The following is a 25,100-nucleotide window of genomic DNA, read 5'->3' as shown; positions in this document are numbered from 1 at the left end:
CAGGCGGGGTAGTGGCTCACTATCCCGCCTGACGTTTTGTTTGCGCTCGCACCATCAGCCCCACTCGTTGCCCCACCGGAACCTCCCGATTCGGGAACACAATCCCCTCGGGCTCCGCGCCAACACGGTAACAATTCTCGCCGTCTTCCCAAATCACCGTGCCCGGCGGGTACAGGGTAAAATTCGACACATCATCGGGCACATGAAACCGGAACCCCGGCCCGGTATTCAAAACCTCATGCACCACCTCAAACACCGTCAGTTGTTCCGTGCACTGGGCCTTTGGCGCGGGCGCACCACGAAAACGCCGTCGTAACGCCTGTTGAATACCGTTAAAACGCTGCAAATCATTCTGACCAAACGGCCGAACCTTCCCCAGCTCTACGGTAAAACTCTCGGCACCCAGTTGGCTGGCAGAAAACGAAGAAAACACCGTGGACGTTTTATGCTGAAGCAACAACGCTTCCACGTCGGCTTCCAACAAAAAAGCACATTGACCGCGAGGCACGGAACGACCCGGTACAAACGGATACAAGGCAAAGCGCTCTTGTTTTGATGGCCGTATTGCCGTGTGCAAATCGTAGTGGCTCAACGCAAGATCAGAGTGCTCATCCGCAAAGGCCCGACAGACCTCCTCAAGAAACCGGGCGCGATTTGCTTCCGGTAAATCTGCATACTCTGGCTTCCCGTGCGCGCCATTAAACAGCCGGTTCATGTTCACATCCAAAAACCGTTGCCCGGCCACCATGGCAGGGGGATTCCCGAGTATCAGCAATAACGGACAAGCCAGCGGCCACTCACCCGCAAGTAACTCCGACACCAGCCCGTTCAGCACCTCAATCGGCGCCGTCTCGTTACCATGAACCCCCGCCGAAACAATCAACGCCTCGCGGTTCGGGTTATCCCTTTCAGCTGGCGGTGTGAGCCAAAGCACGCCATTGGCGATTCGGGCAACGTGGGTGCCGTCGGCAAGTTTCGAGGTGGTTTCAGGGAGAGCAGAAGCCGCGTGAGAAAGGGTGTGCGAAAGCCAGTCGGGAGAAATGCCGAAAAGGTGTGTGAGCGTAATCATGAAACCCTCTCCCGTATAGTTTTTGTGATTACCGGAGCGGGCCGAACTTAGACCCAGGAACAGGTTCGGGGCTGGGTGTCGGGGTGGTCTTGCCGAGAATGTCGAAGGCCAAGGATGGCCTGAGAGAAGCGCACATGGATGTGCTCGTAGCGGTTCTCGGCAAGACCACCCCGACACCTAGCCTTGCACCAATACTAAAAGAATCAGGAATTGGCCGGCCGTTGATGCCGCAACAAATGATTTTCCAGTTTACGAAACACGAAAACCAGAATGAACGTCAAAGCCAAATAAATCAGCGCCACAAAAATAAACGCGTCAAACGGCGCGTAAAACCGCGAGTAAATATTCCGCGCAGCCCCGGTAAGATCCACAATCGTCACGATACTCGCAATGGCACTCGCATGAAGCATAAAAATAACCTCATTCGAATACGCCTGCACCGCCCGCCGCGCCGCGCTCGGAAGAATAATCCGCCGCATCCGCAAAAACCAATTCATACCGTAAGCCTTCGCCGCCTCAATCTCGCCATTCGGCGTAGACATAATGGCACCGCGAATAATCTCAGTAGTATAGGCCGCCGTATTCAGCGTAAACGCCAGCAAAGCAGGGTAGAGCGGTTCCTTGAAAATCTCCCACCAAAAGGTGTCCTGAATGCCCGGAATCTGCGCCACACCGTAGTAAATGATATACAGCTGAATCAGCAATGGCGTACCCCGGAACAAATAGGTGTACAGCCAGATAGGGCCAGAGACAAACGGATTCTTCACCGTGCGAAGAATCGCCAAAGGCACCGCCACAATCAGCCCGATGACCAAAGACAAAAACACCAGGTGCACGGTAGTAACCAGCCCGTCCCAGTATTCCATCAGCGTCATGACGGTGAAAATTTCGTTGGAATTCAGCCAATCGGCAATAAAATCAGGCATCGTTTAATTCCCCTGAACCACGCCGACGTTGGCTCGTTTATCAAGCCAGCGGATGAACAACTCAGTGCCTGCCGTCAGCGCCAGATAAACCGCAGCAACAGGAATAAAGAAATGGAACGGCATGCGCTCGGCCTTTGCCGCTTCCTCGGCCACGCGCACCATGTCGGTAAGGCCGATGATGGAAACCAGTGCTGTGGTTTTCAGCAGAACCTGCCAGTTGTTCCCGATGCCCGGCAAGGCATGGCGCATCATCTGCGGAATCATCACTCGTCGGAACGTGTGCCAGCGGGTAAAGCCATAAGCTTTGGCGGCTTCGATCTGTCCGACATTGACCGCCAGAAAGGCACCCCGGAAGGTTTCCGTCATGTAAGCGCCGAAAATCAGACCGATAGTGACCACGCCAGAGATGAACGGGTCGAACTGGAAGAAGAAATCAATTTCCCGGGTTTCCCACAAATAATCTGAAAGGGCATTTACCGCCACCTGGCCGCCATAATAAAACAACAGCATCATCACCAAATCGGGTACGCCCCGAATCAGGGTGGTGTAGGCAGTGGCGATGCCCGTCAGTACGCGGTTGCCAGAAAGTTTGGCCGATGCGCCTAGCAGGCCAAGAGTAACCGCCAGTGCCAACGACAGGAATGCCAGCTCAATGGTAACCACGGCACCTTCTGCGAGGGCGGGGCCATAGCCTTTCAGATCAAGCATGAGAGAGTCCGGAATGCTGGGAGCAGCCCGCAGGCTGCTCCCGGAGTGGTTTAAATCTTGATGTCGTAGTTGAAGTACTTGGCCATGATGGAGTCGTAGGTGCCGTTCTCTTTCAGAGTCTTCAGAGCGGCATTGATCTCTTTGGCCAGCTTGGCGTCACGCTTGCGCATGGCAACACCAACACCTTCACCCAGCTTCACAGGCTCGCCCACTTCTTTGTAACCGTCGCGGTTCAGAATTGTTTGCTCGCCAACCGGGTAATCTACAAACGCCACATCAATACGCTGGCCTTCGAGGTCCAGAACCATGTCTTCAGCGGTGGTGTAACGTTTGATGGTTACAGCGCTGTGCATGTTTTCAGTAACGTAAGTGTCCATGGTGGTGCCGCGCTGAACGCCAACGGTCTTACCTTTCATGGCTTCCAGATCGGTCACATCGGTATTGAACGACTCAGGGCCGAACCATCCGCCCGGTGTGATGTAGTACGGCTCCGAGAACAGAACGCGCTTGGCACGCTCTTCGGTGATCGACATGGACGACATGATCAAATCGAATTTACGGGCGATCAGGCCAGGAATCATACCGTCCCAAGCCTGGATAACGAATTCGCAATTGGCTTCCAGCTCTTTACACATGGCGCTGGCCAGCTCTACTTCGAAACCGGTCAGTTCACCGTTGTCATCTTTGTATTCAAACGGCTCGTAGGGTACGTCAAACGCAATGCGCAGGTCTTGAGCCTGTGCGCCACTGGCGAACATGGCCATAGCGCAACTTGCTGCAATCAATAATTTTTTCATGTGTCACTTCTCCACTCGTTTGCCATTCAGGCTTTATTTTTTATGGAAGTTTTCTAATCTGGTTCCGGTTTCAAGATAGCATCGGTGTTCAGAACTTGGGAGCAAGAAATTGCTGCATACGTTCAGATTCCGGATGATCAAACACCTTTTCCGGTGAACCTTGCTCTTCAATTACGCCCTGATGCAAAAACAGCACCTGGCTCGACACGTCCCTTGCAAACGCCATTTCGTGAGTGACCACGATCATGGTGCGGCCTTCCTCGGCCAAGCTCTGCATTACCTTCAATACTTCACCCACTAGTTCGGGGTCTAACGCCGACGTTGGCTCGTCAAACAACATGACCTCTGGCTCCATCGCCAAAGCCCGGGCGATGGCTGCCCGCTGTTGTTGACCACCAGACATCTGTGCCGGGTAGTAATCTTTGCGCTCGTAAATGCCGACTTTGTTCAAATACGCTTCGGCGCGCTCGATGGCTTCTTTCTTGGGGACCTTAAGTACATTGACCGGTGCTTCGATGATGTTTTCCAGCACGGTCATGTGTGACCACAAGTTAAAACCCTGGAACACCATAGACAGACGCGCACGAATCAACTCAACCTGGCGGTTACTGGCAGGGATCCGCTCGCCTTTCCGGTTGTGTTTGAATCGAACGGGATCACCGTGAACGATGATGTCGCCAGAGGTGGGGGTTTCCAGCAAGTTGATGCAGCGCAGGAAAGTACTCTTGCCAGAGCCGGAGCTGCCAATCAGAGACACGACGTCGCCTTTACGGGTTTCAAGGGAAATGCCCTTGAGAACTTCGAGGTCGTTAAAGGTTTTGTGAATGTCCCTACAAATCAGAGGCGCTGCATCCGCCATGGGGTGACTCCTGGGGGCTGTCGTTCAAAGGCGCATGTTTTACGGACTGTCGCCGCGGAAATCAACACCATTTTGTTGGATTTTCGTGAAAGTTGAGGCTGTAACGTGTCGTTCATTTTGGCGGATTCGTTCATCAATGCAAGTGTTTCGGCATAGGGCTGCCTATATGGAATCGACTTGGGCTTTGGTCGGCTTGTGCCCAAACAGGTTTCGGCTACTGTTTAGACTGGCGCGTAAAACAATAAAAGAGCAGATGATGAGCAAAGCAAAGGCAAACAAAGCGCAATTGGCGGAGCTGTTTCGTTCCTTTATAGAGCCCGAGTTCGTGATTACCGATGACGAAACGCTCAAACCCTACGAATGCGATGGCTTGGCGATGTACCGGGAGCTTCCTTTAATCGTGGTATTGCCGGAAACCGTCGAGCAGGTCCAGCGGGTGATGCGCATCTGCCATGAGCATGAGGTGCCGGTGGTTGCTCGTGGGGCGGGCACAGGATTGAGCGCGGGAGCCATGCCACACAAGGAGGGCGTGGTGTTGTCGCTGGCTAAGTTTAACCGGGTTCTGGACATTGATCCGCTCCGCCGCACGGCACGTTTGCAGCCCGGCGTGCGCAACCTGGCGATCAGTGAACAGGCTGCGCCATATGGCCTTTATTACGGGCCAGACCCGTCCTCGCAAATTGCGTGCACCATTGGCGGCAATGTGGCGGAGAACGCGGGCGGCGTGCATTGCCTCAAATACGGGCTAACGGTAAACAACCTGCTCAGCGCGGAAGTCATCACCGCCGAAGGCGAACGCGTGACTTTGGGAAGCGATGGACTGGACAGTTGCGGCATGGATTTGCTGGCCTTGCTGACGGGCTCTGAAGGTTTGCTCGGTGTGGTCACCGAAGTGACAGTGAAGCTGTTGCCTATCCCTGAGGTCGCCCGAGTGATCATGGCCGGCTTCGACAGTATTGAAAAAGCCGGCGACGCAGTTGGCGGCGTAATCAACCACGGCATAATTCCGGGCGGGCTGGAAATGATGGACAGCCAAGCCATTATTGCCGCCGATGACTTCTGCGGTGCAGGGTATCCCCGAGAGGCCAAGGCACTGCTGTTGTGCGAAGTGGATGGAACCGAGGAAGAGGTGAGCGAACACATTGCCGAAGCTGAGGCGCTATTCCGCGAGTTAGGCGCTACCTCAATACGCACGTCCAAAAATGAACAAGAGCGGGCCTTATTGTGGAAAGGTCGAAAATCCGCGTTCCCGGCTGTGGGCCGGATATCACCGGACTATTACTGCATGGACGGCACCATCCCGCGTCGGCATCTGGCCAAAGTTCTGCTGGAAATGGAAAAGATGTCGGAAGAGTTCGGTTTGCGGATAGCCAACGTGTTCCATGCCGGCGACGGCAACCTTCACCCATTGATTCTTTTCGATGCCAATGTTCCGGGTGAATTCGAGAGAACTGAAGCCTTCGGCAGCAAAATTCTGGAATTGTGCGTGGCCGTGGGTGGCTGCATTACCGGTGAGCATGGAGTGGGTGTGGAGAAAATCCGGCAAATGGCCGTGCAATTCAACGACCAGGAGTTGCAGCAATTCCACGATGTAAAAGCGGCATTTGATCCGCTGGGTATTCTGAACCCCGGCAAGGGTGTGCCCTCGCTGAAGTTCTGTCAGGAATACCGCTCTCTTGAACACAAGCAACACAGGCACGAGCAAGCGGGAGCGCATCATGGCTGATCAAATTGACCTGCTTCAAGAGCAGGTGCAGCACGCCCGCAATAATAACCGGAAACTCAATATTGTCGGTGGCGGTACCAAAGCTTTCATGGGCCGCACCGCCGATCCGGATGCGGACACGCTGAGTCTTGGTGAACATACTGGCATTGTTGAATACCATCCGGTGGAACTGGTGCTCACCGTGCGAGCGGGTACCTCTTTGGCGGAAATAGAAGCGGTCTTAGCCGAGCAAGGCCAGTGCCTGCATTTTGAGCCACCCCATTTCGGAGAGGCATCGACCATTGGCGGCACCCTGGCGTGCAATCTTTCTGGCCCGTCCCGGCCTTGGGCCGGTTCCGTGCGGGATCAGGTGCTGGGTGTTCGCTTGTTGAATGGCAAAGGCGAGCATTCACGCTTCGGCGGGCAGGTGATGAAAAATGTTGCGGGCTACGATGTCTCGCGCCTGCAAGCCGGAGCCATGGGCACTCTGGGTGTGATTACAGAAATCAGTATGAAGGTGATGCCTAAACCGGCCGCCACGCTTACCTTGGTGCAGGACATGCCCATGGAAGAGGCGGTGGGTTATATGAACCGCCGGGCCGGTGAGCCTAAACCCGTCTCGGGCGCGTGCTGGGTCGAGGGCAAAGTCTATTTAAAGTTGTCGGGCGCTCGTTCTGCGGTTGAGGCCACAGCAGAGCAATGGCAAGGCTCCATCATGGAGGATGGTGAGCAGTTTTGGCGGCAGTTACAGGATATGAGGCACGCCTTCTTTGCTGATATGGACACGCCTCTGTGGCGGTTCTCGGTAGGTTCTGCCGCCACCTTGCCGGTTATGGAAGGCCAATGGATGATGGATTGGGCGGGGGCGCAGCGCTGGTATCGCGGGGAAGCAGAGCTGAGTGATCTTGAGCCTATTGCGCGAGCGTCAGGCGGTCAGGTGAGTTTGTTTCGCGGCGGAGATCGCGCCGGTGAGGTGATGCACAGTCAGCCGGAGGCTTTGAAAATAATCCAGCGCCGCGTGAAACAGTCTTTTGATCCCGATGGGTTGTTCAACCCCGGCCGTCTCTACAGTTGGTTGTAATTATGCAAACAAATCTGGTTCAACAGTTCGCCAATACCTCCGAAGGTCAGGAGGCTGAAGAGATTCTGCGGGCCTGCGTTCATTGCGGTTTCTGCACCGCCACCTGCCCAACCTATCAGGAGCTGAACGACGAGCGAGACGGCCCCAGAGGCCGGATCTACCTGATGAAGATGTTTCTGGAAGGGACCGAAGTTACCGAAAAAACCCGTGAGCATCTGGACCGTTGTCTGACCTGCCGAAGCTGCGAGACAACCTGCCCCTCGGGCGTGCAATACGGCCGGTTGGTGGATATCAGTCGTGGCTTGCTGGAAAAAGAATTGCCCCGCCCGCCTAAGCAGAGGTGGCTGCGCTGGGCGTTAACTCGGGTGTTGCCAGAACGTCGGTTGTTTGGCCCATTGCTGCGCGTAGGGCAGGCCGTTCGGCCCGTGGTGCCGGGTCAGTTACGTACCAAAATACCGCCGCGCCGCAAATCTGGCCCATGGCCGGTTTCGAACCATCCACGCTTGGTATTGGCGCTTGCGGGCTGTGCTCAACCGGCTGCGGCACCGAACACCAATGCAGCTGCTGCCCGAGTGCTGGATAAACTGGGCGTGTCGCTGGTGGAAGCGCAGGAAGCAGGCTGTTGTGGTGCGGTGAATTATCACTTGTCTGAACACGAGCGCGGGCTGGAGCAAATGCGCCGCAACATTGATGCCTGGTGGCCAGCCATAGAAGCGGGGGCCGAAGCGATCGTGATGACCGCGTCGGGTTGCGGAGCCATGGTGCAGGACTACGGCCATTTGCTCAAAGACGATCCTGTCTACGCCGGCAAAGCCAAGCGCGTGAGTGCATTGTGTGTGGATCTCGGGGCGTTTCTGCTAAACGAAGATCTGGCGCCCTTGAAGGTTCCAGAAGCGCAGGGGAAAGTGGCGTTCCATTGTCCCTGTACCTTGCAACACGCGATGAAACAAAGCGGAGTGGTTGAACAAGTGCTGAGAAAAGCGGGTGTCGAGTTGGCGGCTACTCAGGATGCGCACTTGTGCTGTGGCTCGGCGGGCACTTACTCGATCACCCAGCCGGAAATGAGCCAGAAACTGCTGGATAACAAATTGAAGGCGCTGACGGTGGATAATCCAGAGCGTATCGTAACGGCGAACGTCGGGTGCCAGTTGTACCTCGAAACCAAAGCTCCGGTGCCGGTAATTCATTGGATCGAATTACTGGATCGATAACTCTGTGCCAGAGTTCTGTCCATTTTTGCAGTATCGTTGCAGGTTTGGCCCGGTTGGGTGAGCAATCGGGTATTCGACAACAAGACTTCACAGGATGTGAAACCATGCCAAGGATTGCAGTTGTGTTGCTGTGCCTGCTAACAGCGCTGTCTGCCCGCGCTGAAATATACCGCTGGACCGATGCCCGCGGTTCGATTCATTTCTCTGATACACCGCCGAACCTTGAGGGCCACTCTGCCATTACGGTGCGCAAGCCGGTCACCGTGCCGTTAAGTGAGAACATTCGCCAATCCGAAAAAGTTCGCCAGAGCCGGCAGTCGGTTGAGCGTATGTTGCGATCAAAGTCCAAACGACGATATGCCAAGGCAACGAAAGAAGATCAGCTAAAAGTATCGCAGTGCGACAAATACCGCGCCCAACTCGATCGGATACAAGTGCAGTTGAGAGCCGGGTACAGTAATGACCGGGGCAACAGCCTGAGGCAAAAGCGCAGAAAGGTCAGCCAGTTGTACAGCAGCCACTGCGTGCTGGACTAGGTTGCCCCTCGGTTAGCGCGCATTGAGATTTATCGCCAGTTGCCGTTAGCTATCTACCTAACAAAAGGAGATAGATCTTGTCCCATTTTCAGCTCGCTCTACTGCTTGGCATGACCGTCGCCCTGGGGCCTTTGGCTCTGGATGCGTATTTGCCGGCTTTCCCAAGCATTGCCCGAGATTTTGCGGTTCCCCATGCAGAAGTGGGGCTGACCTTAAGTGCCTATGTCGCCACCATGGGGTTGGCGCAGCTGGTGGGTGGCCCCTTGTCAGACCGCTACGGTCGTCGGCACATATTGTTGTTTGGCTTGGCGGTGTTCGCGGTGGCTTCGGTGATGGTGGCGTTGGCGAGTGGTTTGAGTGAAATGGTGTTCTGGCGCGTGGTGCAGGGCTTTGGCGGTGCTTTCTGTGCAGTGTCTGTGCCGGCGATTGTGCGGGACCAGGTTGGCGGGCAAGACGCCGCCCGACTGTTCGGCTTGATTGGTTTGATCATGTTTATAGCGCCTGCGGCGGCTCCGGCCCTAGGGGCTGCCATGCTGGCGCTGGGTCACTGGAACTGGATTTTCCTGGTGCTGGCGGCTTACAGCGTGTTCCTTGCGGTGGTGTTGAAGCTGGCGTTATTCCCGAGGCTTAAACCACGGCCGAGAACGTTCACGCCCGTGAAAACGCTGGTAACCAATTACATGCTGGTGCTGCGCCACAAAACCTCCATGCGTTTTGTGGGCATTCAGGTGCTGTGCTTCAGCTCCATGATGCTTTTTATTACCCACTCTTCTTTCATCTATCAGGAATGGTTTGGCGTATCGAATAGCTCGTTTGCGATGTTGTTCGCCGCAAACATCGTCCTGATGGCGGTGATGAATTTGGCCAACCGACCGCTGCTTCGCCGATTCACCTCGGTGGTTTTGCTCAGAGCCCAAGTGCTGCTGCAATGCACGGCGCTATTGTTGCTGGTGACGGTGGTTTTATTCGACGGTCCGTTCTGGGCTGTAGCCGCCTGCCTTATTGCGGCCATTGGCTGCCAAGGCGGGATCGTACCCAATAACATGGCCAACGCGCTGGAGTTCTTCCCGCACCTTGGTGGCACGGCTTCCGCTATGCTGGGGGCATCACAGTTCACCATTGCGGGGATTGTCAGTGCGGTATCTTCGTCGGTCAGCGGCGAGGCTCTGTTGCCCATCGTCGCGAGTATGTTGGTATGCTCGATAGGCGCGGTGATGTTAGCGTGGGGCGGGCCTAACGCGGTGGCACGGGAGCTGGCCGTTTCATCCAGCTGAGTTGGTGCGCTCGAAAGGAGGGTTCTATGGCTCAGGATAAAGACAAGTTGTTGGTGTTTTACGATGGCGCTTGCCCAACCTGCATTCGGGACCGCCGGTGGTATGAAAAGCTGGCCGGTCGGGGCGGTGATTCCGTGGGCTGGTTGGATATCACCGGCCGTGACGAGGAGCTAGAAGCCCAAGGTATCGATCCGGACAAAGCCTTGCGCGAGCTGCATGTAAAAGACAGTGACGGGAAGATTCATCAGGAGATGGATGCCTATATCCTGCTGATGTCCCGAGTGCCAGTGTTGAAGCCGCTGGCGTGGCTGATCGGGCTGCCTGTAATTCGCCCGTCTCTGGCGGCACTTTACCATCGGTGGGTTGCTCACCGGCTTGCGGATCGTGCCGAAAACTAAAGTTCCGAGGTGGCCCGGCGACTTATATTCTTCCCCTTTGCTGGTGTAGAAAATTATCGAAGCTGTATGATGCGGGGTTTATTTACCTAATTGACGGGAGACCCCATGGCAAAGTTGAACGCATTGCAGATCGATACCGGTCCCGAGCCCCAACACACCATCATCTGGCTGCACGGCCTGGGTGCCAGTGGCCATGATTTCGAGCCGGTGGTGCCCGAATTCGCCTTCTCCCGTGAAACCCCTGTGCGTTTTATTTTCCCCCATGCACCCGAACTACCGGTAACCATAAACGGCGGCATGGTGATGCCCGCCTGGTACGACATTCTGGCCATGGACGTTGACCGTAAAGTAGACGCGGAACAACTTCGAGCGTCTGCGGGCATGGTGGCGGAGCTGATCAAAGCCGAACGTGAACGCGGTGTGGCCAGTGAGAATATCATTCTTGGTGGTTTCTCTCAGGGCGGTGCGGTGGCCTACGAACTGGCTCTAAGCTACCCCGAGCGCTTGGGCGGTTTGTTTGCCTTGTCCACCTACTTCGCGACAGCAGACTCCATCGAATTGAGCGCTGCTAACCGCAACTTACCGATTTTCATCGGCCATGGCCGGTTTGATCAGATCGTGATGGAGCAACTGGGACAAGCGGCCTATCAGACTTTGCAAGGGTTAGGCTTCGAGCCCGAGTACCAAGACTATGGCATGGAACACAGCCTGTGTCTGGAAGAGGTGAATGATCTGGACCGTTTCCTGACGCCGCTTGTAGCACCGAAACCGGCGCACGAGTAATCGTTTGCAACCTTTACCTGATAGCGGGGGCTAAGTGGCAAAGCAAGTAAAATCACAACCAGTACCGTCACTTATTGGCGGTGCAAGTATTATCGCCAGTGTGTGCGTGGGTGCTGGCATGCTGGGCTTGCCCAGTTCCGGTGCCGGAGCCTGGACCGTCTGGTCCAGTCTGGCCCTGGTGCTGACTATGTTGGTGATGACCCTCTCCGGCTGGATGCTGCTGGAAGCGTTCAAGCACTTCGATCTGCGGGCGTCGTTTAACACGGTGACTAAATCTCTGCTGGGCACGCGGGTGAATGCCTTCAGTAATCTGACGGTCTATTTTGTGGGTGGAATTCTGCTGTATGCCTACATCACCTCGTCTGGCCTGATTCTGCAAAGCATGACGGGTGTCGGCAGCAAGTTGGCGTCGGTCATTTTTGTGCTGCTGTTTTCTCTGATGGTCTGGCATTCAACCCGAGCGGTGGATCGGCTGTCGGTGGTGCTGGTGACCTTCATGCTGGTGAGCTTTGTGTTGGGGGTGTCGGGCCTGGCGGTGCGCATTGATCTCGGTGTTTTGTTCGATTCCGCTAACCCCGATGGACGCTACGCGCCTTTCGCCATGGCCATGCTGCCGGTTGCCCTGACCTCCTTTGGTTATCACCATTCGGTGGCCTCCATGCGGGCTTATTACGGTGAAGAGCGCAAAGCACAGAAGGCGATTCTGGGAGGAACCCTGGTGGCCCTGACTTTCTACCTGGTATGGCTGCTCAGTATTTTCGGTAACCTGCCGAGGGCGGATTTCGGCCCGGTTGTCGCCCAGGGTGGCGATGTCGATGTCCTGCTGGCGGCCCTTGGCTATGCCATCGATTCCGAACGGGTGGCGACCACCATCAGTGCCTTCTCGACGGCGGCCATTCTGTCGTCATTCGTTGGTGTCGGTCTGGGGACCTTTGATTACATGGCCGATCTGCTGGGCTTCAGCAATGACCGAAAGGGGCGCACCAAAACCTGGGCCATCACCTTCATCCCGCCGCTGATGCTGTCGCTGTTTTTCCCGTTCGGCTTTGTGCTGGCCATCGGCTATGCTGGTGCGGCTGCAGCGGTATGGGCCTGCATTGTTCCGGCTTTGCTGGCCCGAAAATCCAGAACCCTCGACGGCGGTCGCAGTGGCTTCATGGCTCCGGGTGGCCAGCTGGCGATCGCGCTGGTGTTGGTGTTCGGTAGCTTGACCATTGTGTTTCACTTTCTGGGGCTGGCGGGTTGGTTGCCGGAGCCTTATTTCTTGATCGAACAGTAACGGAATACTCCGCTGCCTTGTCGTGCAAGCTTCAGTTGTCTGCTGCGTGCCCCGTTGGAGCGGTCAATATCAAGTAGTTACAAAAACAAGGACGCTTTCCATGCCGCTCCCGCCGAATTTCAAGGCCATCCCTGATATGGCAGTTCGCAGAGTGATTGTGTTCGTTCTTCTGCTGTGGGTTGTGAGTATGGCAGCGCACGCAGCGCCCATCCTGGATGCGGGTGATGACGAGATTCGGTTAACGGACTTTCCCGTCGGCTACCTTATCGACAATTCGCAGTCGCTAACTTATCAGGAGGTTCGCGAGAAAACCTATAACACCATGAATAGTAAAGGGGCTCTCGGGACCGGGGCCTCGGTTACCTGGCACCGGATTGCGTTGAAAAATCCGGGGCTGGAGAAGAAAGTCCTGTTTCTGCATTTACCCGCGGCTTTTCAGGTGCGCGCAATAGAAATCTATGAGGAGCGTTCCCAGAGCCTGGTCGGGCGCGCCGAGATTGATCTGAACGATGCCAGCGACAACCCTTTAATGCATCGGGGGACGATCGTCTATCCATTCTCGGTGCCGGCGGGGCAAAACACCATTATCTACATCCGCAGTCATCTGTATTCGCATCAGTGGTTTGAGGCGGAAATCTACGACGATAAGCACTCACGACAGGCGTTAGTGGGTGGGCATCTGGACATCGCGTTAATGGTGGGAATGATGTTGGCGTTGGTGTTTTATAACGGCCTGTTGTATTTCGCCACCAACAAGAAAGAGAACATGTTGTACTCCCTTTATCTTATTTCGGGGGGGGTCTGGATAGCGCTCTCCTACGGCTTGCTTGCGAAAGCGTTCAATGTATATGGCGATGGCGTTTTCATGCTGAACCTGTCGGTATTCACCATGCCGATTTTTCTTGTGCTGTTCATGATGGTGATATTCGAAACCCGTGAGTTTTATGTTAGCGAACATGGAGTTCTCAGTGGCTTGCTGGCTGTGTTGGTGGCGGGTTTCTGCTATGGGCTGTTCGATATCGAAGGGGCTTTGGTGCCCGCAAGTAGTCTTGCAGCATTGATGATGGTCGTGACGTTTTCGGTAAGCCTCTCAATATTGCGCAAAGGCCACCCGTTGGCGAAGTTTTTTCTCGTGGGGCATAGCTTTTTTGTCGTGTTCAACGGTTTTGCTGTGCTGTTTTACAAGGGGTTGATGGAGCCAAATTATCTCAACAGCCATGGGGTAGGAATTGGTATTGTGCTGGAAGCGATAACGCTGGCATTCATCATTTCATACCGAATCAAAGTGCTCGAGGATATCCGTGCCCAGCAGGACGAGCTCAAACGGCAGGCGGCTACGGATCCACTGACCCAACTCTATAATCGCCGGTACTTTATGGCTGAGGCCAAGTCGATGGCCGAGCGAGCAACTGTTCTGGGGCAGCCGCTGTCGGTGATCGCCTTGGATATCGATCACTTCAAATCAGTGAACGATACGTACGGGCATCATGCCGGCGATCTGGTTTTGAAGGCTGTGGCAGGCAACCTTCAGAAATTCAGTCGAGACAGAGACTTGATTGCGCGCTTTGGAGGCGAGGAGTTTATGATCCTGTTGCCCGGTGCCGACCACGCCGAAGCCGAGAACTGTGCAGAGCGAATTCGGGAGGGAGTTGAAACACATGCCGTTCAAGCCGGCGATGAAGTGAAGATCCGGGTGACGGTCAGTCTGGGTGTTGCACAGGTCAACAGTGCCACTGAATCGGTCGAAGACGCTGTTAATCGGGCCGACAAGGCCCTGTATGTAGCCAAAACCGGAGGGCGTAACCGCGTGTGCTCTGCGGCATGACCATTTTCCACAGGAGCGCATGCTGATAAAGGGGCTCTCTCGACCTCTCTGTTTGCTCCAGTAACCACTAGCGGAGGCTGAATTGGGTGAGCCTATATAAAGAGCTTCGCGCCTCGTCTCTAATCCGTCAGTAAACTTTACACTTTGCATAAGCGAGCCAATGAGCTGTTTTTTTAAGCACTTGTATTAAATTGATATTGCCTGCTGTGGAGCAATTGTTGCGTCAGATCTTAGTGAAGGAATCTTCATTAGATTCATGAGGGAGTAACGGTAATGACAGCTACAATTCGATTAATGGCGATAAGTTCTGTTGCATTGCTTTTGATGGCAGGCAGTCCAGCACAGGCCGTACCGATGTCGTGTACCTCTGCGACTACTTATACGTTGTCCGATGCAGCGAATAGCGCATGTTTCAGCGGTAATGACACTAACCAAATTGATGCAAGTTTTTCGCTTTTCGGAATGACAGGATGGGTACTCTCGGATAAAAACGATGGCCGAGATGGCGATGGAGTGATTGAGTTTTTAACTGCACCGACGAACGGTGACAAATCTGGAACTTGGGCAATCAATACGCTCGCTGGTTTGAGCGATATCGTGATTACGCTTAAGGCGGGAAATGGGTTCGGGGCATTTCTACTCGATCTGACGGTTGCTGATCCTCTTTCCGGAACATGGGAATCAGGCAAGGACTTGTCCCATGCCTCGATTTATTACAATGGACAGCCGACTAAAGTGCCCGAGCCGAGCACGCTGGCTTTGATCGGCTTGGGGTTGTTAGGGCTTGGTATGGCTAGGCGAAGAGCCCACAAGTAATACTTGGAGGTAGGTTCTTCGGACGGCTCGGCATCTATTGGATCCCGGGCCGTTTTTTTTGATGGGGTAGATGTTGGGCTGCGTAATTTTTGAAAAAAATTATTGTCTAGAAACGAAAAAGCCCGCTAAAAAGCGGGCTTGATCGAGAAATTAGTGGTGCCCGGAGGCGGAATCGAACCACCGACACGAGGATTTTCAATCCTCTGCTCTACCGACTGAGCTATCCGGGCGTGTTGAGCTATGTGCTCCAACGGGGCGCTATTAAACCGGTTTAGGGGTTGGGAGTCAAGGCTGGCGAGCAAAAATTTCTTAATATTTCCGCAGTTGATCAGGCCTTGACCAAATTCCTTACTTTTCTGGCGGTACGTACCCTTCGGCCTTGTCGAAAGGCTCGTTATTAAAGAAGTGGTCCATCTGCGCTTGCAGGTATTTGCGGTTGTTCACGTCCATCAGATTCAGGTGCTTTTCGTTGATCAGCATGGTCTGCTGATTCTGCCATTCGTCCCAGGCGGCTTTGGATACGTTTTCAAAGATATCCTGGCCCTTGGGGCCGGGCATTGGAGGCATGGACAGGCCTTCCATTTCCTTCTGGTACTTTCGGCAGAATACAGTGCGGCTCATGATGACTCCTATATTGGGGTTGTTGCAGCGAGCATGATAACAGATCGGATCAGAGCAGGGCGCTTTGCTCCGGCTCCGTCAGCAAGCTGCGAATGGGTGCTGGCAGGCCTAGCGCGAGTGCTTCGTCGCGGTGTAGCCAACGCTGGTTTTCCGAATCTGAAACCTTGGTGCTGGCGGATACCGGCAAACGGGCCGGCTGAATGTGTAAGTGGTAATGGCTGAATGTATGGCGAAAACCGCTGATCAGCTCTGGGTCGCTGCACACGAGCCCCAGTTCCCTCTCACAGGCTTCTTGCAGTTCTTCAGTACCGTACGCTGGATCCAGCTCGGGAAGGCTCCATAGCCCGCCCCAGATGCCGCTAGGAGGGCGACGTTCAAGCAGGATTCGGCCCTCGTTGTCTTCGAAAATCAGCATCCAGGTGGTTTTTTCCGGCTTCTGCTTTTTGGGTTTGGAGCCAGGGTACAAGTGGGTCTGGTTTTCTGCATAGGCAGTGCACCCGTTGTTGAGAGGGCAGCTATCGCACTTCGGTTTGCTGCGGGTACACACCATGGCGCCCAGATCCATAATGCCCTGAGTGTAATCGCGCACACGTTGGTCTGGTGTGTGGGTTTCAGCATGCTCCCATAGCTGCTTGAGGACAGCGCTTTGTCCCGGCCAGCCGGGTACGGCGTGATAGCGGGCTAGCACCCGTTTTACGTTGCCGTCCAGAATCGCGGCGCGCTTGCCGAAGGCTTGGGCCAGAATGGCTGCGGCGGTTGAGCGGCCGATGCCGGTGAGGGATTCCAGTGTTTCCTGATCTTGAGGGAACTCTCCGCCGAACTCGTTAACGACCTGCCTGGCTGCTTTGTGCAGGTTCCGGGCGCGGGCGTAGTAGCCAAGGCCTGACCAATGGCTGAGCACGTCGTCAACGGGGGCTGCGGCGAGTGCCTGCACATCGGGGAAGCTGGCCATGAAGGCTTCAAAGTAGGGAATAACGGTCGCGACCTGGGTTTGCTGAAGCATGATCTCAGAAACCCAGACCCGGTAAGCGTTGCGGTTGTGGTGCCACGGCAGGTTGTGCCTGCCGTGGTTGTCGTACCAATCAAGCAGTTTGTCGGCGAAAAGGTCTGGCATTAGTTGAACAGGCCTTTAAGCGCGTCTTTCACTTTGCCGCCTTCTTCGCCCAGCTTTTCCTTAAGTTTTTCGTCAACCTTGTCCTTTGCTTTCTGCTTGGCTTCATCCGCCTTTTCTCGTGCCTTTTCCTTGGCGCGGTCAATCTCTTCTTTTGCTTTCGCGCGCGCAGCGTTGGCGGCAATATCTTTCAAGGTGTCACGGAACCGAGAGCCGTCGAAGGAACACAGGCCGGCTGGATCTTCGGCGAAGTTGCCGCGGCATTCGACCGGAATAACCACGTTTTGAACGTACTCGGTGGTTCGGCAGGCCTGATCGCGGTGGATGTCGCCAACAATGCGCAGTCCGACTTCGTAATCGAGTTCGCTTTGCTCCAGTTCAACGGTACCGTCGCCTTCCAAACGCATACCTGCCAGTTCGGCCACCAGATCGGTATTGTTCAGAGTGTTGCCGTCAATCTTCAGAGTGCCGCGCATGTCGTTGAACGGCGTGGTTGTGCCCCAATCTGAAGTAGACAGCTGCTCCTGATTGACCAATGCGATGCCTTGGCAGGCCATGCGGGTCAGGTTCATCTGCCGGAATTCACCTTCGGCCAGATTGAAGCTGATTTCACCTTTTGCGTTGTTGCGCAATGCCGAGATGCGATTGCCAGTCGTATTTACAGCGAGATTGAGGTTGGCGCCACCAGACAGCATGTCTACCTCTGCCAGATCCGTCAGCAGGGGCAGCGTTTGCACGTTGTTGACGTCAGAGCGGATGTTCCACTTCGGGTTGTCGGTGCGGGCGTCAATGGTGACGTTGGCGCCAAAGGAGCCGTAATACAGCTTGCCGCTGAATTCATCGACCTTCAGCAAACCGTCTTTCGCGGTGGTGCTGGCTTTGATTTCGTTGATGGTCAGGTTGCTGACAATCAACTCGCCCAAATCAAAGTTGATGTCCAGCAGCAACGAACGCAGCGTTTCCAGTGGCAGAAGATCGGTTTCCGGCTGGCTGGCCGAGGCGGTTTCTGTTGCCGAGGTGTCGGTTTCACTTTCCTCCTCGGCGGCAGCGCCATCTTCAGCTGCAGGTGGCAAATAGCGGTCTGCGTTTAGCTTGTCGCCTTGCAGGTTGAACACCAGACCACCGTTGCTCAGGGTATAGCTGCCGTTACCGTTGAAATTGGTGTCGTCCAAGGTGATCTTGAGATCGCTTAGCGCCACCGTACCTGGCTTGCCGCCAAGGTTGGTGGAAAACGCGATGGCTTTCAGTACATCTGGGTCGGTGGTTTCAATGGCGGGTTGGCCGAGATTGCTCAGGAGTTCTTTCAGGGAAAACTCTGAGATAGCCAGGCTGCCATTCAAAGCCGGCTTGTCGCCAAAACCTTTTACGTTGAGGTTGGTGCTCAGTTTCAGGTTGGCCAGGCTGGCGGTGAAATCGTTCAGTGACGCGGTTTCGTCTTCAAGGTTGGCCGCCAGAGAACCACCCAGTTCAGCAGTGACAGACTTGCCGCTAAACGGTTCGCCGTTCATGTCGAATACGGCGCTCAGGCCAGACATAGTGAATTCGTTGAGTGCTTGGTTCGCTTTCAGCTTGGCGCTGATGCTGCCATCTACGGCCAGTTTGGGTTGTGCTGTTTCCACTCTGAATTGAATGTCCAGCGGGAACTCGGAACCTAAAGTAATGTTGCTGGCCAATACAGAGAAGTCTTCCAGAACTACGGACTGCCCTGTGCTTAGGTCATTGTAGTGAACGCGTGCATCGCTGATCTCAACATTTTCTACATTGAAGTTAAGCGCTTCGCCGCCTTCGCTCGCCTCTGCGGTTTCTTCAGAGGCTGCCGGTGTTTCCGGGGTGTCTGCTTGTTCTGGTGCTGCGGTGCCGGCAGGCTTCTCTTTCATGATCCGCGCCCAATTGCCTTCGCCTTGCTCATTCACTTCGAAGTGCGCGTCTAGGCCATTTAGAACGAAGGTGTTTACTTGTGGAGACATGGTGATCAGCGACCAAAAATCGATCTGGGCGATTAACTGCTCCAGAGCAACAAAGCGCTCACCTTCGAGTGTCGCTTCTACTTTGTTCAGTTCCAGGCCGAGGGGAATGAATGACCAGCCAATATCGCCTTCAAGGATGAGGTCCAGATTGGTTTGCTTCTCGACTGCCGCTTCGATTTGGGGCTTGTAGTCATTGGGGTTAATGACCGCCACAGCGATAGCAACGGCTGCGACAGCTAGGACGACAAGGCCGATAACGGCATAGAGCGCGTAGCGTATGACTTTCATTGCATGATTTCCTTTTCCCCCGATCAAGGGAGTTGCCTAATGTATTACGAATGAATTACCCAAAGGATAACGCAGGGTTAGCAAATTAACAGTGCAGGAATATGACAAAGCGGTAGTCTTGGTTCAAAATACACCGCAAACGTGCCGGGGAAAACGCTCTGTCACGCAAATAAGCATAACAAGGAGTCGGATGTGGCTATCACTGTTTCAATCGAGCTGAACCGTGAACTGGAAATTCAGGCAAGCTATGACGAAGTATTCGACCTGCTGGCCGATGTTCCCGAATCGGTCAGTCATTTCCCGAAAGTAGAAAAACTGGTCGATCTGGGTGACAACACCTACCGTTGGGAAATGGAAAAAGTCGGTGTTGATAAACACGCCATTCAGACCGTTTACGCGTGTAAATATTTTGCCGACAAAGATGCGGGCAAGATCACCTGGGAGCCGGTTAAAGGTGAAGGCAATGGTGTTGTGAGCGGTTCTTGGGTGATTACTGCCAAAGATGCGAATACCACTGGCCTTCGTTTTCAAACCAGCGCTGCGCTGACAGTCCCTCTGCCAAGCCTGCTAAAACTTGCTATCAGCCCTGTCATCAAGCACGAATTTAACAGCTTGGTAGACACCTACATGAACAATCTGAAAAACGCGTTCTAAACCTGATTCCGGCGATACAGCTCATTGCGGGACTCCTGTTGTGTAAATCGGTATAATCCGTAAACATCAAAGTTTTCGGTAGCAAGCCAGTTTTTACAACGGAGTCTCCATGGCTGAACGTAAGGCTCGGGTAGAGCGAAATACCCTTGAAACCCAGATCACCGTTGAGATCAATCTCGACGGTACCGGCAAAGCTTGTTTCGACACAGGCGTGCCCTTCCTAGAACACATGATGGACCAGATCGCTCGCCATGGCTTGATCGACCTGGATATCACCTGCAAAGGCGATACCTACATAGACGATCACCACACCGTGGAAGATATCGGTATTACCTTGGGTCAGGCCTTTAAGCAGGCTGTAGGCGATAAAAAAGGTATTCGCCGTTACGGCCACGCCTACGTGCCGCTGGATGAAGCGCTTTCCCGCGTTGTGATCGACCTTTCTGGCCGCCCAGGCCTGTGCATGAACGTACCCTACACCCGTGCGGTGGTTGGTGGATTCGACGTGGATTTGTTTGAAGAGTTCTTCCGCGGGTTCGTGAACCACTCGATGACAACCGTCCACATCGACAATCTGAAGGGTAAGAACACCCACCACCAGATTGAAACTGTGTACAAGGCCTTCGGCCGTGCCCTGCGCATGACCGTTGAGATGGACGAACGCATGGCCGGCATCATGCCGTCTACCAAGGGCGCTCTGTAATCCGGTTGCCAACAGGAATCTGAACCACCATGAAGACCGTCGCCATTATCGACTACGGCATGGGCAATCTGCACTCCGCGCGCAAGGCCGTGGAACACGTTGCCCCGGATTGCACCGTATTGGTTACCGATAACGCCGCCCGGATACGCGAAGCCGATCGGGTGATTTTGCCCGGCGTTGGTGCCATCCGTGACTGCATGGCTGAAATTCGCCGCTTGGAAGTGGATAAGCTGGTGAAAGAAGTCTCTCAGGACCGCCCCTTTCTGGGCATTTGCGTGGGTATGCAGGCGCTGATGGCCCGAAGTGAAGAGAACGGCGGCGTGGAAGGCATCGGCCTGTTTCCCTCGGAAGTGCGTTACTTCGGTGACAATCTGACCGAAAACGGTGAGCGCCTGAAAGTGCCTCATATGGGTTGGAACCAGGTTCACCAAGCGATGGATCACCCTCTATGGCACAACATTCCGGACGGTGACCGCTTTTACTTCGTGCACAGCTACTACGCCGAAGCCACGGGCAACGCCCACATGGCGGGCCGCACTCATTACGGTGTTGATCTGGCTGCTGCCGTGGCGAAAGATAATATTTTTGCAGTGCAGTTCCACCCCGAGAAAAGCGCACGGGCGGGCCTGCAGTTACTGGAAAACTTTACAAATTGGACTGGAAACCGCTGAACGCGGGCAGGGAACAAGACATGCTGATTATCCCCGCAATCGATCTGAAAGACGGCAAGTGCGTAAGACTGCGCCAGGGCCGCATGGACGACTCCACTGTGTTCGGAGACGATCCGGTAGATATGGCCACCAAGTGGGTTGAAGCCGGCGCTCGTCGCTTGCATTTGGTCGATCTTAACGGCGCCTTTGCCGGTGAGCCCGTAAACGGCGAAATCGTTAAAGCCATCGCCAAGAAATACCCGGAGCTGCCCATCCAGATTGGTGGCGGCATCCGTTCAGCCGAAACCATCGAGGCCTATCTGAAAGCAGGCGTTCAATGGGTAATCATCGGTACCAAAGCAGTGAAAGAACCCGAGTTTGTTACGGAAATGTGCAAGCGTTTCCCCGGCCACATCATTGTGGGGCTGGACGCCAAAGACGGTCGCGTAGCGACGGATGGCTGGGCGGAAGTTTCCGAAGTGATGGCGGTTGATCTGGCCAAGCGTTTCGCCAACGACGGTGTAGACTCCATCGTCTACACCGACATTGCCCGTGACGGCATGATGCAGGGTGTGAATGTTGAAGCTACCGCAGCTTTGGCAGAGCAGGGCGGAATTCCGGTGATTGCCTCCGGTGGTGTCACCAACATGGATGATCTCAAGCGTCTGGCCCCTATGGCAGATAAAGGCATTCTGGGCGCGATCACCGGCCGTGCTATCTACGAAGGCACGCTGGACGTGGCAGAAGCCCAAGCCTACTGCGACAGCTTGAACAACTGAGGAAGCATCATGGCACTGGCAAAGCGCATCATCCCCTGCCTGGATGTCGATAAAGGCCGCGTGGTTAAAGGCGTGAATTTTGTCGATATTCGTGACGCCGGCGACCCCGTCGAAGTAGCGCGACGTTACAACGAACAGGGTGCAGACGAAATTACGTTTCTGGATATCACGGCCAGTCACGAAAGCCGCGACACCACCTACGAAACTGTAGAGCGGATGGCGGCCGAGGTGTTCATTCCGCTGACGGTTGGCGGCGGTGTTCGCACTGTGGACGACATTCGTAACCTGCTGAACGCCGGTGCCGACAAGGTATCGATCAACACCGCTGCGGTGTTCAATCCGGAGTTCGTTCGTGAAGCCGCAGATCGATTTGGTCGCCAGTGCATTGTGGTGGCCATAGATGCCAAGCAGGTCAGTGCCGAAGGTGAGGAGCCTCGCTGGGAAATCTTTACTCACGGAGGCCGTAAGCCGACCGGTTTGGATGCCGTTGAGTGGGCCGTGAAGATGGTCGAAATGGGTGCGGGTGAGCTGTTGCTGACCAGTATGGACCGTGACGGCACCAAGATTGGTTTCGACCTTGGCTTAACCCGTGCGATCAGCGATGCGGTATCCGTGCCGGTGATTGCCTCCGGCGGAGTGGGCGAGCTACAGCACTTGGCCGATGGCGTTACCCAAGGTGGTGCAGATGCCGTTTTGGCTGCATCTATCTTTCACTTCGGGCAGCACACCATTCCCGAAGCCAAAGCCTTTATGAAGGCTCAGGGCATCGAAGTCCGCGATTAATTGCTCTTGGCGTAGGCGGGCCGAATGGCCTGCTTTTCGCCTTCGGCAAACATCTCCCTGTTGTCATTGCGAATCGCCCAAATACCTCTAACGGTCGCAATGGCAATGCCTTGCTCATCCAGTTCCGGCAAATGCTTTTCCAGGTAGTCCACCGTTACGGTGTGAGGATGGCCAATGCCGATAGCGGTGCCTTTTCTCTTGGCGGTTTCGATCAAAAACTGGAATTGCTGGTCAACAAATTCCTCGGTTTGTTCGTGGTCCAGGAACACATCACGGGTCAAGCTGGGAATTTGATAGGAACTGGCCATGCTCCCGGCGACGGAGCTGGCGATGGTGCGGCTATCCACAAAGTACACCGGATAGCGGCTCAGCTCTTTCATCACCCATTCCATAGGCTGCATCTGCTGGGTTAGCAGGCTGCCCATGTGGTTGTTCACACCGGTTACATGGGGGATGGACTGCAATGCGCGCCGGAGTGTGCTGGTTACTGCAGCTTCGTCCATATCGGGTGTCAGTCCGCCCGGGCCCAGGTCGAAGTTGCGGGTGTTCGCCATGGGGGCGTGCAGCATTACCTCTTTATCGTTCGAGAAGGCCTCTTTGGCAAGGCGCACGGTATGGCGACGATAGGGCAGAAAGGCCATAGTCAGCGGCTGGTCCAGCTGCACCAATCGCTGGCCTTCGTGCAGGTTGTGGCCTACATCATCAATGATGATGGCGATGGTCGGCGGTAATGCCTCGGCTGGTGCAGCGCTGTGCGCAGCACTTGAACCGAGAGCCAATACCGCTGCAAGCCAGAAGCTGCCGAAACGTTTGTTCACTGCTCGCTGTCCTTGGCGCCCGACAGAATGCTCATGCCTTTCAGAAGATTCAGCGCAGAGCGCAGCTGGTAATCCCGGTTTTCCGAGGACGCCCGTGCCTGCTCGTTTTTCTCACGCTCTTGGCGGGCCTTTTCTTCATCTTCGCCTTCCAGGTGGCCACTGAGGTCAGCTTCGGTAAAGAATGGGCGGCTGTCTAGTTCAGTCAGTTCGGCAGGGCGAACTTCAATGTCCGGTGTGATGCCTTTCGCCTGAATGGAGCGACCGTCTGGCGTGAAGTAGCGCGCGGTGGTCATCTTGATGGCGTGGGTTTCGTCCAGTGGGATGATGGTTTGTACGCTGCCTTTGCCGAATGACTGGGTGCCCATAACCACAGCCCGCTTGTGGTCCTGCAGGGCGCCAGCCAAAATTTCCGATGCTGATGCAGAGCCGCCGTTAATCAGAACCACAATCGGCGTGCCTTCCATCAGGTCGCCTTTCTTGGCGCTGAATCTCAGGCGGGAACTTTGAATACGGCCTTCGGTGTAGACAATCAGGCCACTGTCGAGCAGCGCGTCCGACGCCTCAACTGCGGCTTGCAGAACGCCGCCAGGGTTGTTACGCAGGTCGATGACGAGACCTTTGAGATCGTTGCCGTAATCCTCTTCCAGCTGGCTCAGCGCCTGACGGAACTGGCGGCCAGTCTCAGCCTGGAACTGGGTAATGCGAACATAGCCATATCCGGTCTCCAGCATGCGGGATTTCACGCTGGTGACTTTGATGATATTGCGGGTGACATCAATCTCGATCGGCGCGCTCTGGCCCTCACGCATGATCGTCAAGGTGAGTACGGTGCCGGGCTTGCCGCGCATCAGATTGACCGCTTCTTCCAGCGACATGCCTTTAACCGGTTTTTCGTCGAGTTTGATGATCAAATCGCCAGCCTGCACTCCGGCCTTTTGTGCCGGCGTATCGTCGATGGGGGAGATCACTTTAACGAAGCCGTTTTCCATGCCCACTTCAATACCCAAGCCGCCAAATTCACCGGAGGTGCTTTCTTCAAGCTCTTCGTAGTCTTTCGGTGCCAGGTAGGTTGAGTGGGGGTCCAAGTCGGAGAGCATGCCTTTGATCGCGCTTTCAAGAAGCTCGCTGTCGGAAACTTCTTCAACGTAAGCGCCTTTAATGCGGGCGAACACTTCGGTGAACTTGCGCAGATCTTCCAGTGGAAGTTGCTTCTCCGGGTCCGGTAATTTCAGCTCCACCCGTTGCCCGTCTTGCAGCCCTTGGATTACCTCATGAGGTTGGGTGTCATTGTCTTGAGCAAACGTCAGTCCGGGGATAGTGAAAAAACAGGAGGCCACGAGTGCGAGAGAACGTAATGGTGAAATCTGGAGAGAGCTTGGGACCCGTTTCATTCACATATCCTGTTTTGTTTCCAATAGTTGGACGGGAAAGTTGACTGCCACAGTATGGCGCTCACAGG

At 54.9% G+C, this 25,100-nt stretch carries 25 protein-coding genes and 1 tRNA gene; 15 read left to right on the top strand and 11 right to left on the bottom strand.

Annotation, left to right across the window (positions count from 1 at the left end; genetic code table 11):
• Nucleotides 1–19: 19 nt before the first annotated feature.
• From astE to Q9245_RS05990, 5 genes are all read right to left on the bottom strand, one after another.
• Nucleotides 20–1,069 carry a succinylglutamate desuccinylase gene (gene astE / locus Q9245_RS06010; RefSeq protein WP_305896284.1) on the bottom strand — a complete coding sequence of 350 codons (1,050 nt, stop codon included), beginning with the start codon at nt 1,067–1,069 and terminating at the stop codon, nt 20–22.
• A gap of 203 nt (nt 1,070–1,272) precedes the next feature.
• On the bottom strand, nt 1,273–1,995 hold the full coding sequence (locus Q9245_RS06005) for an ABC transporter permease (protein WP_305896283.1): 723 nt from the start codon (nt 1,993–1,995) through the stop codon (nt 1,273–1,275).
• Nucleotides 1,996–1,998: 3 nt separating this feature from the next.
• On the bottom strand, nt 1,999–2,703 hold the full coding sequence (locus tag Q9245_RS06000; RefSeq protein WP_305896282.1) for an ABC transporter permease: 705 nt from the start codon (nt 2,701–2,703) through the stop codon (nt 1,999–2,001).
• A gap of 50 nt (nt 2,704–2,753) precedes the next feature.
• Entirely contained in the window at nt 2,754–3,500 is a 747-nt protein-coding gene (locus Q9245_RS05995; protein WP_305896281.1) for a transporter substrate-binding domain-containing protein, read from the bottom strand.
• A gap of 88 nt (nt 3,501–3,588) precedes the next feature.
• Nucleotides 3,589–4,359 (bottom strand): ABC transporter ATP-binding protein, encoded by a 771-nt coding sequence (locus Q9245_RS05990; protein WP_305896280.1) that lies wholly within the window; start codon nt 4,357–4,359, stop codon nt 3,589–3,591.
• A gap of 253 nt (nt 4,360–4,612) precedes the next feature.
• Here Q9245_RS05990 and Q9245_RS05985 point away from each other — a divergent pair, with 253 nt between their 5' ends.
• The 10 genes from Q9245_RS05985 (at nt 4,613) to Q9245_RS05940 (ending at nt 15,267) form a co-directional block, all read left to right on the top strand.
• Nucleotides 4,613–6,085, top strand: a complete 1,473-nt coding sequence (locus tag Q9245_RS05985; protein WP_305896279.1) for an FAD-linked oxidase C-terminal domain-containing protein — start codon at nt 4,613–4,615, stop codon at nt 6,083–6,085.
• Nucleotides 6,078–7,145 (top strand): glycolate oxidase subunit GlcE, encoded by a 1,068-nt coding sequence (gene glcE, locus Q9245_RS05980; protein ID WP_305896278.1) that lies wholly within the window; start codon nt 6,078–6,080, stop codon nt 7,143–7,145. The genes Q9245_RS05985 and glcE overlap by 8 nt, the downstream gene beginning before the upstream one ends.
• A 2-nt stretch (nt 7,146–7,147) precedes the next feature.
• Nucleotides 7,148–8,356, top strand: a complete 1,209-nt coding sequence (glcF, locus tag Q9245_RS05975; RefSeq protein ID WP_305896277.1) for a glycolate oxidase subunit GlcF — start codon at nt 7,148–7,150, stop codon at nt 8,354–8,356.
• A 104-nt stretch (nt 8,357–8,460) separates the two neighbouring features.
• A complete protein-coding gene (locus Q9245_RS05970; RefSeq protein WP_305896276.1) occupies nt 8,461–8,892 on the top strand; it encodes a DUF4124 domain-containing protein in 432 nt (143 codons plus the stop codon).
• Between the two features lie 77 nt (nt 8,893–8,969).
• On the top strand, nt 8,970–10,166 hold the full coding sequence (locus Q9245_RS05965) for a multidrug effflux MFS transporter (protein WP_305896275.1): 1,197 nt from the start codon (nt 8,970–8,972) through the stop codon (nt 10,164–10,166).
• 26 nt (nt 10,167–10,192) lie between these two features.
• On the top strand, nt 10,193–10,564 hold the full coding sequence (locus tag Q9245_RS05960; protein WP_305896274.1) for a thiol-disulfide oxidoreductase DCC family protein: 372 nt from the start codon (nt 10,193–10,195) through the stop codon (nt 10,562–10,564).
• A 105-nt stretch (nt 10,565–10,669) separates the two neighbouring features.
• Complete coding sequence (locus tag Q9245_RS05955) at nt 10,670–11,347, top strand: alpha/beta hydrolase (RefSeq protein WP_305896273.1); 678 nt, start codon at nt 10,670–10,672, stop codon at nt 11,345–11,347.
• A 34-nt stretch (nt 11,348–11,381) separates the two neighbouring features.
• The gene (locus tag Q9245_RS05950; protein ID WP_305896272.1) at nt 11,382–12,626 is read left to right on the top strand and encodes an aromatic amino acid transporter; all 1,245 of its coding nucleotides are present in this window, start codon (nt 11,382–11,384) and stop codon (nt 12,624–12,626) included.
• A 136-nt stretch (nt 12,627–12,762) separates the two neighbouring features.
• Nucleotides 12,763–14,451 (top strand): diguanylate cyclase, encoded by a 1,689-nt coding sequence (locus Q9245_RS05945; protein ID WP_305896271.1) that lies wholly within the window; start codon nt 12,763–12,765, stop codon nt 14,449–14,451.
• 273 nt (nt 14,452–14,724) lie between these two features.
• Entirely contained in the window at nt 14,725–15,267 is a 543-nt protein-coding gene (locus Q9245_RS05940) for a PEP-CTERM sorting domain-containing protein (protein WP_305896270.1), read from the top strand.
• Nucleotides 15,268–15,421: 154 nt separating this feature from the next.
• On the opposite strand, the gene Q9245_RS05935 is transcribed toward Q9245_RS05940, so the two are convergent.
• The 4 genes from Q9245_RS05935 to Q9245_RS05920 form a co-directional block, all read right to left on the bottom strand.
• A tRNA-Phe gene (locus tag Q9245_RS05935) sits at nt 15,422–15,497 on the bottom strand.
• Nucleotides 15,498–15,615: 118 nt separating this feature from the next.
• Nucleotides 15,616–15,888, bottom strand: coding sequence for an oxidative damage protection protein (locus tag Q9245_RS05930; RefSeq protein ID WP_199006051.1), 273 nt, complete (start codon nt 15,886–15,888; stop codon nt 15,616–15,618).
• A 49-nt stretch (nt 15,889–15,937) separates the two neighbouring features.
• Nucleotides 15,938–17,002, bottom strand: a complete 1,065-nt coding sequence (gene mutY, locus Q9245_RS05925) for an A/G-specific adenine glycosylase (protein WP_305896269.1) — start codon at nt 17,000–17,002, stop codon at nt 15,938–15,940.
• Nucleotides 17,002–19,254, bottom strand: a complete 2,253-nt coding sequence (locus tag Q9245_RS05920) for an AsmA family protein (protein ID WP_305896268.1) — start codon at nt 19,252–19,254, stop codon at nt 17,002–17,004. Before Q9245_RS05920 ends, mutY begins: the two co-directional genes overlap by 1 nt.
• 192 nt (nt 19,255–19,446) lie before the next feature.
• Here Q9245_RS05920 and Q9245_RS05915 point away from each other — a divergent pair, with 192 nt between their 5' ends.
• The 5 genes from Q9245_RS05915 (at nt 19,447) to hisF (ending at nt 22,823) form a co-directional block, all read left to right on the top strand.
• A complete protein-coding gene (locus Q9245_RS05915; protein ID WP_305896267.1) occupies nt 19,447–19,908 on the top strand; it encodes an SRPBCC family protein in 462 nt (153 codons plus the stop codon).
• Nucleotides 19,909–20,017: 109 nt separating this feature from the next.
• Complete coding sequence (hisB, locus tag Q9245_RS05910; protein WP_305896266.1) at nt 20,018–20,611, top strand: imidazoleglycerol-phosphate dehydratase HisB; 594 nt, start codon at nt 20,018–20,020, stop codon at nt 20,609–20,611.
• Nucleotides 20,612–20,640: 29 nt separating this feature from the next.
• Complete coding sequence (hisH, locus tag Q9245_RS05905) at nt 20,641–21,282, top strand: imidazole glycerol phosphate synthase subunit HisH (RefSeq protein WP_305896265.1); 642 nt, start codon at nt 20,641–20,643, stop codon at nt 21,280–21,282.
• Nucleotides 21,283–21,302: 20 nt separating this feature from the next.
• Entirely contained in the window at nt 21,303–22,040 is a 738-nt protein-coding gene (gene hisA, locus Q9245_RS05900) for a 1-(5-phosphoribosyl)-5-[(5-phosphoribosylamino)methylideneamino]imidazole-4-carboxamide isomerase (RefSeq protein ID WP_305896264.1), read from the top strand.
• A gap of 9 nt (nt 22,041–22,049) precedes the next feature.
• Nucleotides 22,050–22,823, top strand: coding sequence for an imidazole glycerol phosphate synthase subunit HisF (gene hisF, locus Q9245_RS05895; RefSeq protein ID WP_247059993.1), 774 nt, complete (start codon nt 22,050–22,052; stop codon nt 22,821–22,823).
• Here hisF and Q9245_RS05890 read toward each other — a convergent pair.
• Nucleotides 22,820–23,602: a divergent polysaccharide deacetylase family protein gene (locus Q9245_RS05890; RefSeq protein WP_305897182.1), complete on the bottom strand. Its 783-nt coding sequence runs from the start codon at nt 23,600–23,602 to the stop codon at nt 22,820–22,822. The genes hisF and Q9245_RS05890 overlap by 4 nt on opposite strands.
• 35 nt (nt 23,603–23,637) lie before the next feature.
• On the bottom strand, nt 23,638–25,032 hold the full coding sequence (locus Q9245_RS05885; protein ID WP_305896263.1) for a S41 family peptidase: 1,395 nt from the start codon (nt 25,030–25,032) through the stop codon (nt 23,638–23,640).
• Between the last annotated feature and the right edge of the window lie 68 nt (nt 25,033–25,100).

The organism is Marinobacter sp. MDS2, assembly GCF_030718085.1.
Taxonomy (GTDB): domain Bacteria; phylum Pseudomonadota; class Gammaproteobacteria; order Pseudomonadales; family Oleiphilaceae; genus Marinobacter.
Note: the sequence above shows the minus strand (reverse complement) of the source record. Positions and strands in the feature narration are given on the sequence as shown.

Coding starts and splice junctions, on each gene's coding strand:
- astE (WP_305896284.1), bottom strand. CDS start 1,069: ATGATTACGCTCACACACCTTTTCGGCATTTCTCCCGACTGGCTTTCG.
- Q9245_RS06005 (WP_305896283.1), bottom strand. CDS start 1,995: ATGCCTGATTTTATTGCCGATTGGCTGAATTCCAACGAAATTTTCACC.
- Q9245_RS06000 (WP_305896282.1), bottom strand. CDS start 2,703: ATGCTTGATCTGAAAGGCTATGGCCCCGCCCTCGCAGAAGGTGCCGTG.
- Q9245_RS05995 (WP_305896281.1), bottom strand. CDS start 3,500: ATGAAAAAATTATTGATTGCAGCAAGTTGCGCTATGGCCATGTTCGCC.
- Q9245_RS05990 (WP_305896280.1), bottom strand. CDS start 4,359: ATGGCGGATGCAGCGCCTCTGATTTGTAGGGACATTCACAAAACCTTT.
- Q9245_RS05985 (WP_305896279.1), top strand. CDS start 4,613: ATGATGAGCAAAGCAAAGGCAAACAAAGCGCAATTGGCGGAGCTGTTT.
- glcE (WP_305896278.1), top strand. CDS start 6,078: ATGGCTGATCAAATTGACCTGCTTCAAGAGCAGGTGCAGCACGCCCGC.
- glcF (WP_305896277.1), top strand. CDS start 7,148: ATGCAAACAAATCTGGTTCAACAGTTCGCCAATACCTCCGAAGGTCAG.
- Q9245_RS05970 (WP_305896276.1), top strand. CDS start 8,461: ATGCCAAGGATTGCAGTTGTGTTGCTGTGCCTGCTAACAGCGCTGTCT.
- Q9245_RS05960 (WP_305896274.1), top strand. CDS start 10,193: ATGGCTCAGGATAAAGACAAGTTGTTGGTGTTTTACGATGGCGCTTGC.
- Q9245_RS05955 (WP_305896273.1), top strand. CDS start 10,670: ATGGCAAAGTTGAACGCATTGCAGATCGATACCGGTCCCGAGCCCCAA.
- Q9245_RS05945 (WP_305896271.1), top strand. CDS start 12,763: ATGGCAGTTCGCAGAGTGATTGTGTTCGTTCTTCTGCTGTGGGTTGTG.
- Q9245_RS05940 (WP_305896270.1), top strand. CDS start 14,725: ATGACAGCTACAATTCGATTAATGGCGATAAGTTCTGTTGCATTGCTT.
- Q9245_RS05930 (WP_199006051.1), bottom strand. CDS start 15,888: ATGAGCCGCACTGTATTCTGCCGAAAGTACCAGAAGGAAATGGAAGGC.
- mutY (WP_305896269.1), bottom strand. CDS start 17,002: ATGCCAGACCTTTTCGCCGACAAACTGCTTGATTGGTACGACAACCAC.
- Q9245_RS05920 (WP_305896268.1), bottom strand. CDS start 19,254: ATGAAAGTCATACGCTACGCGCTCTATGCCGTTATCGGCCTTGTCGTC.
- hisB (WP_305896266.1), top strand. CDS start 20,018: ATGGCTGAACGTAAGGCTCGGGTAGAGCGAAATACCCTTGAAACCCAG.
- hisH (WP_305896265.1), top strand. CDS start 20,641: ATGAAGACCGTCGCCATTATCGACTACGGCATGGGCAATCTGCACTCC.
- hisA (WP_305896264.1), top strand. CDS start 21,303: ATGCTGATTATCCCCGCAATCGATCTGAAAGACGGCAAGTGCGTAAGA.
- hisF (WP_247059993.1), top strand. CDS start 22,050: ATGGCACTGGCAAAGCGCATCATCCCCTGCCTGGATGTCGATAAAGGC.
- Q9245_RS05885 (WP_305896263.1), bottom strand. CDS start 25,032: ATGAAACGGGTCCCAAGCTCTCTCCAGATTTCACCATTACGTTCTCTC.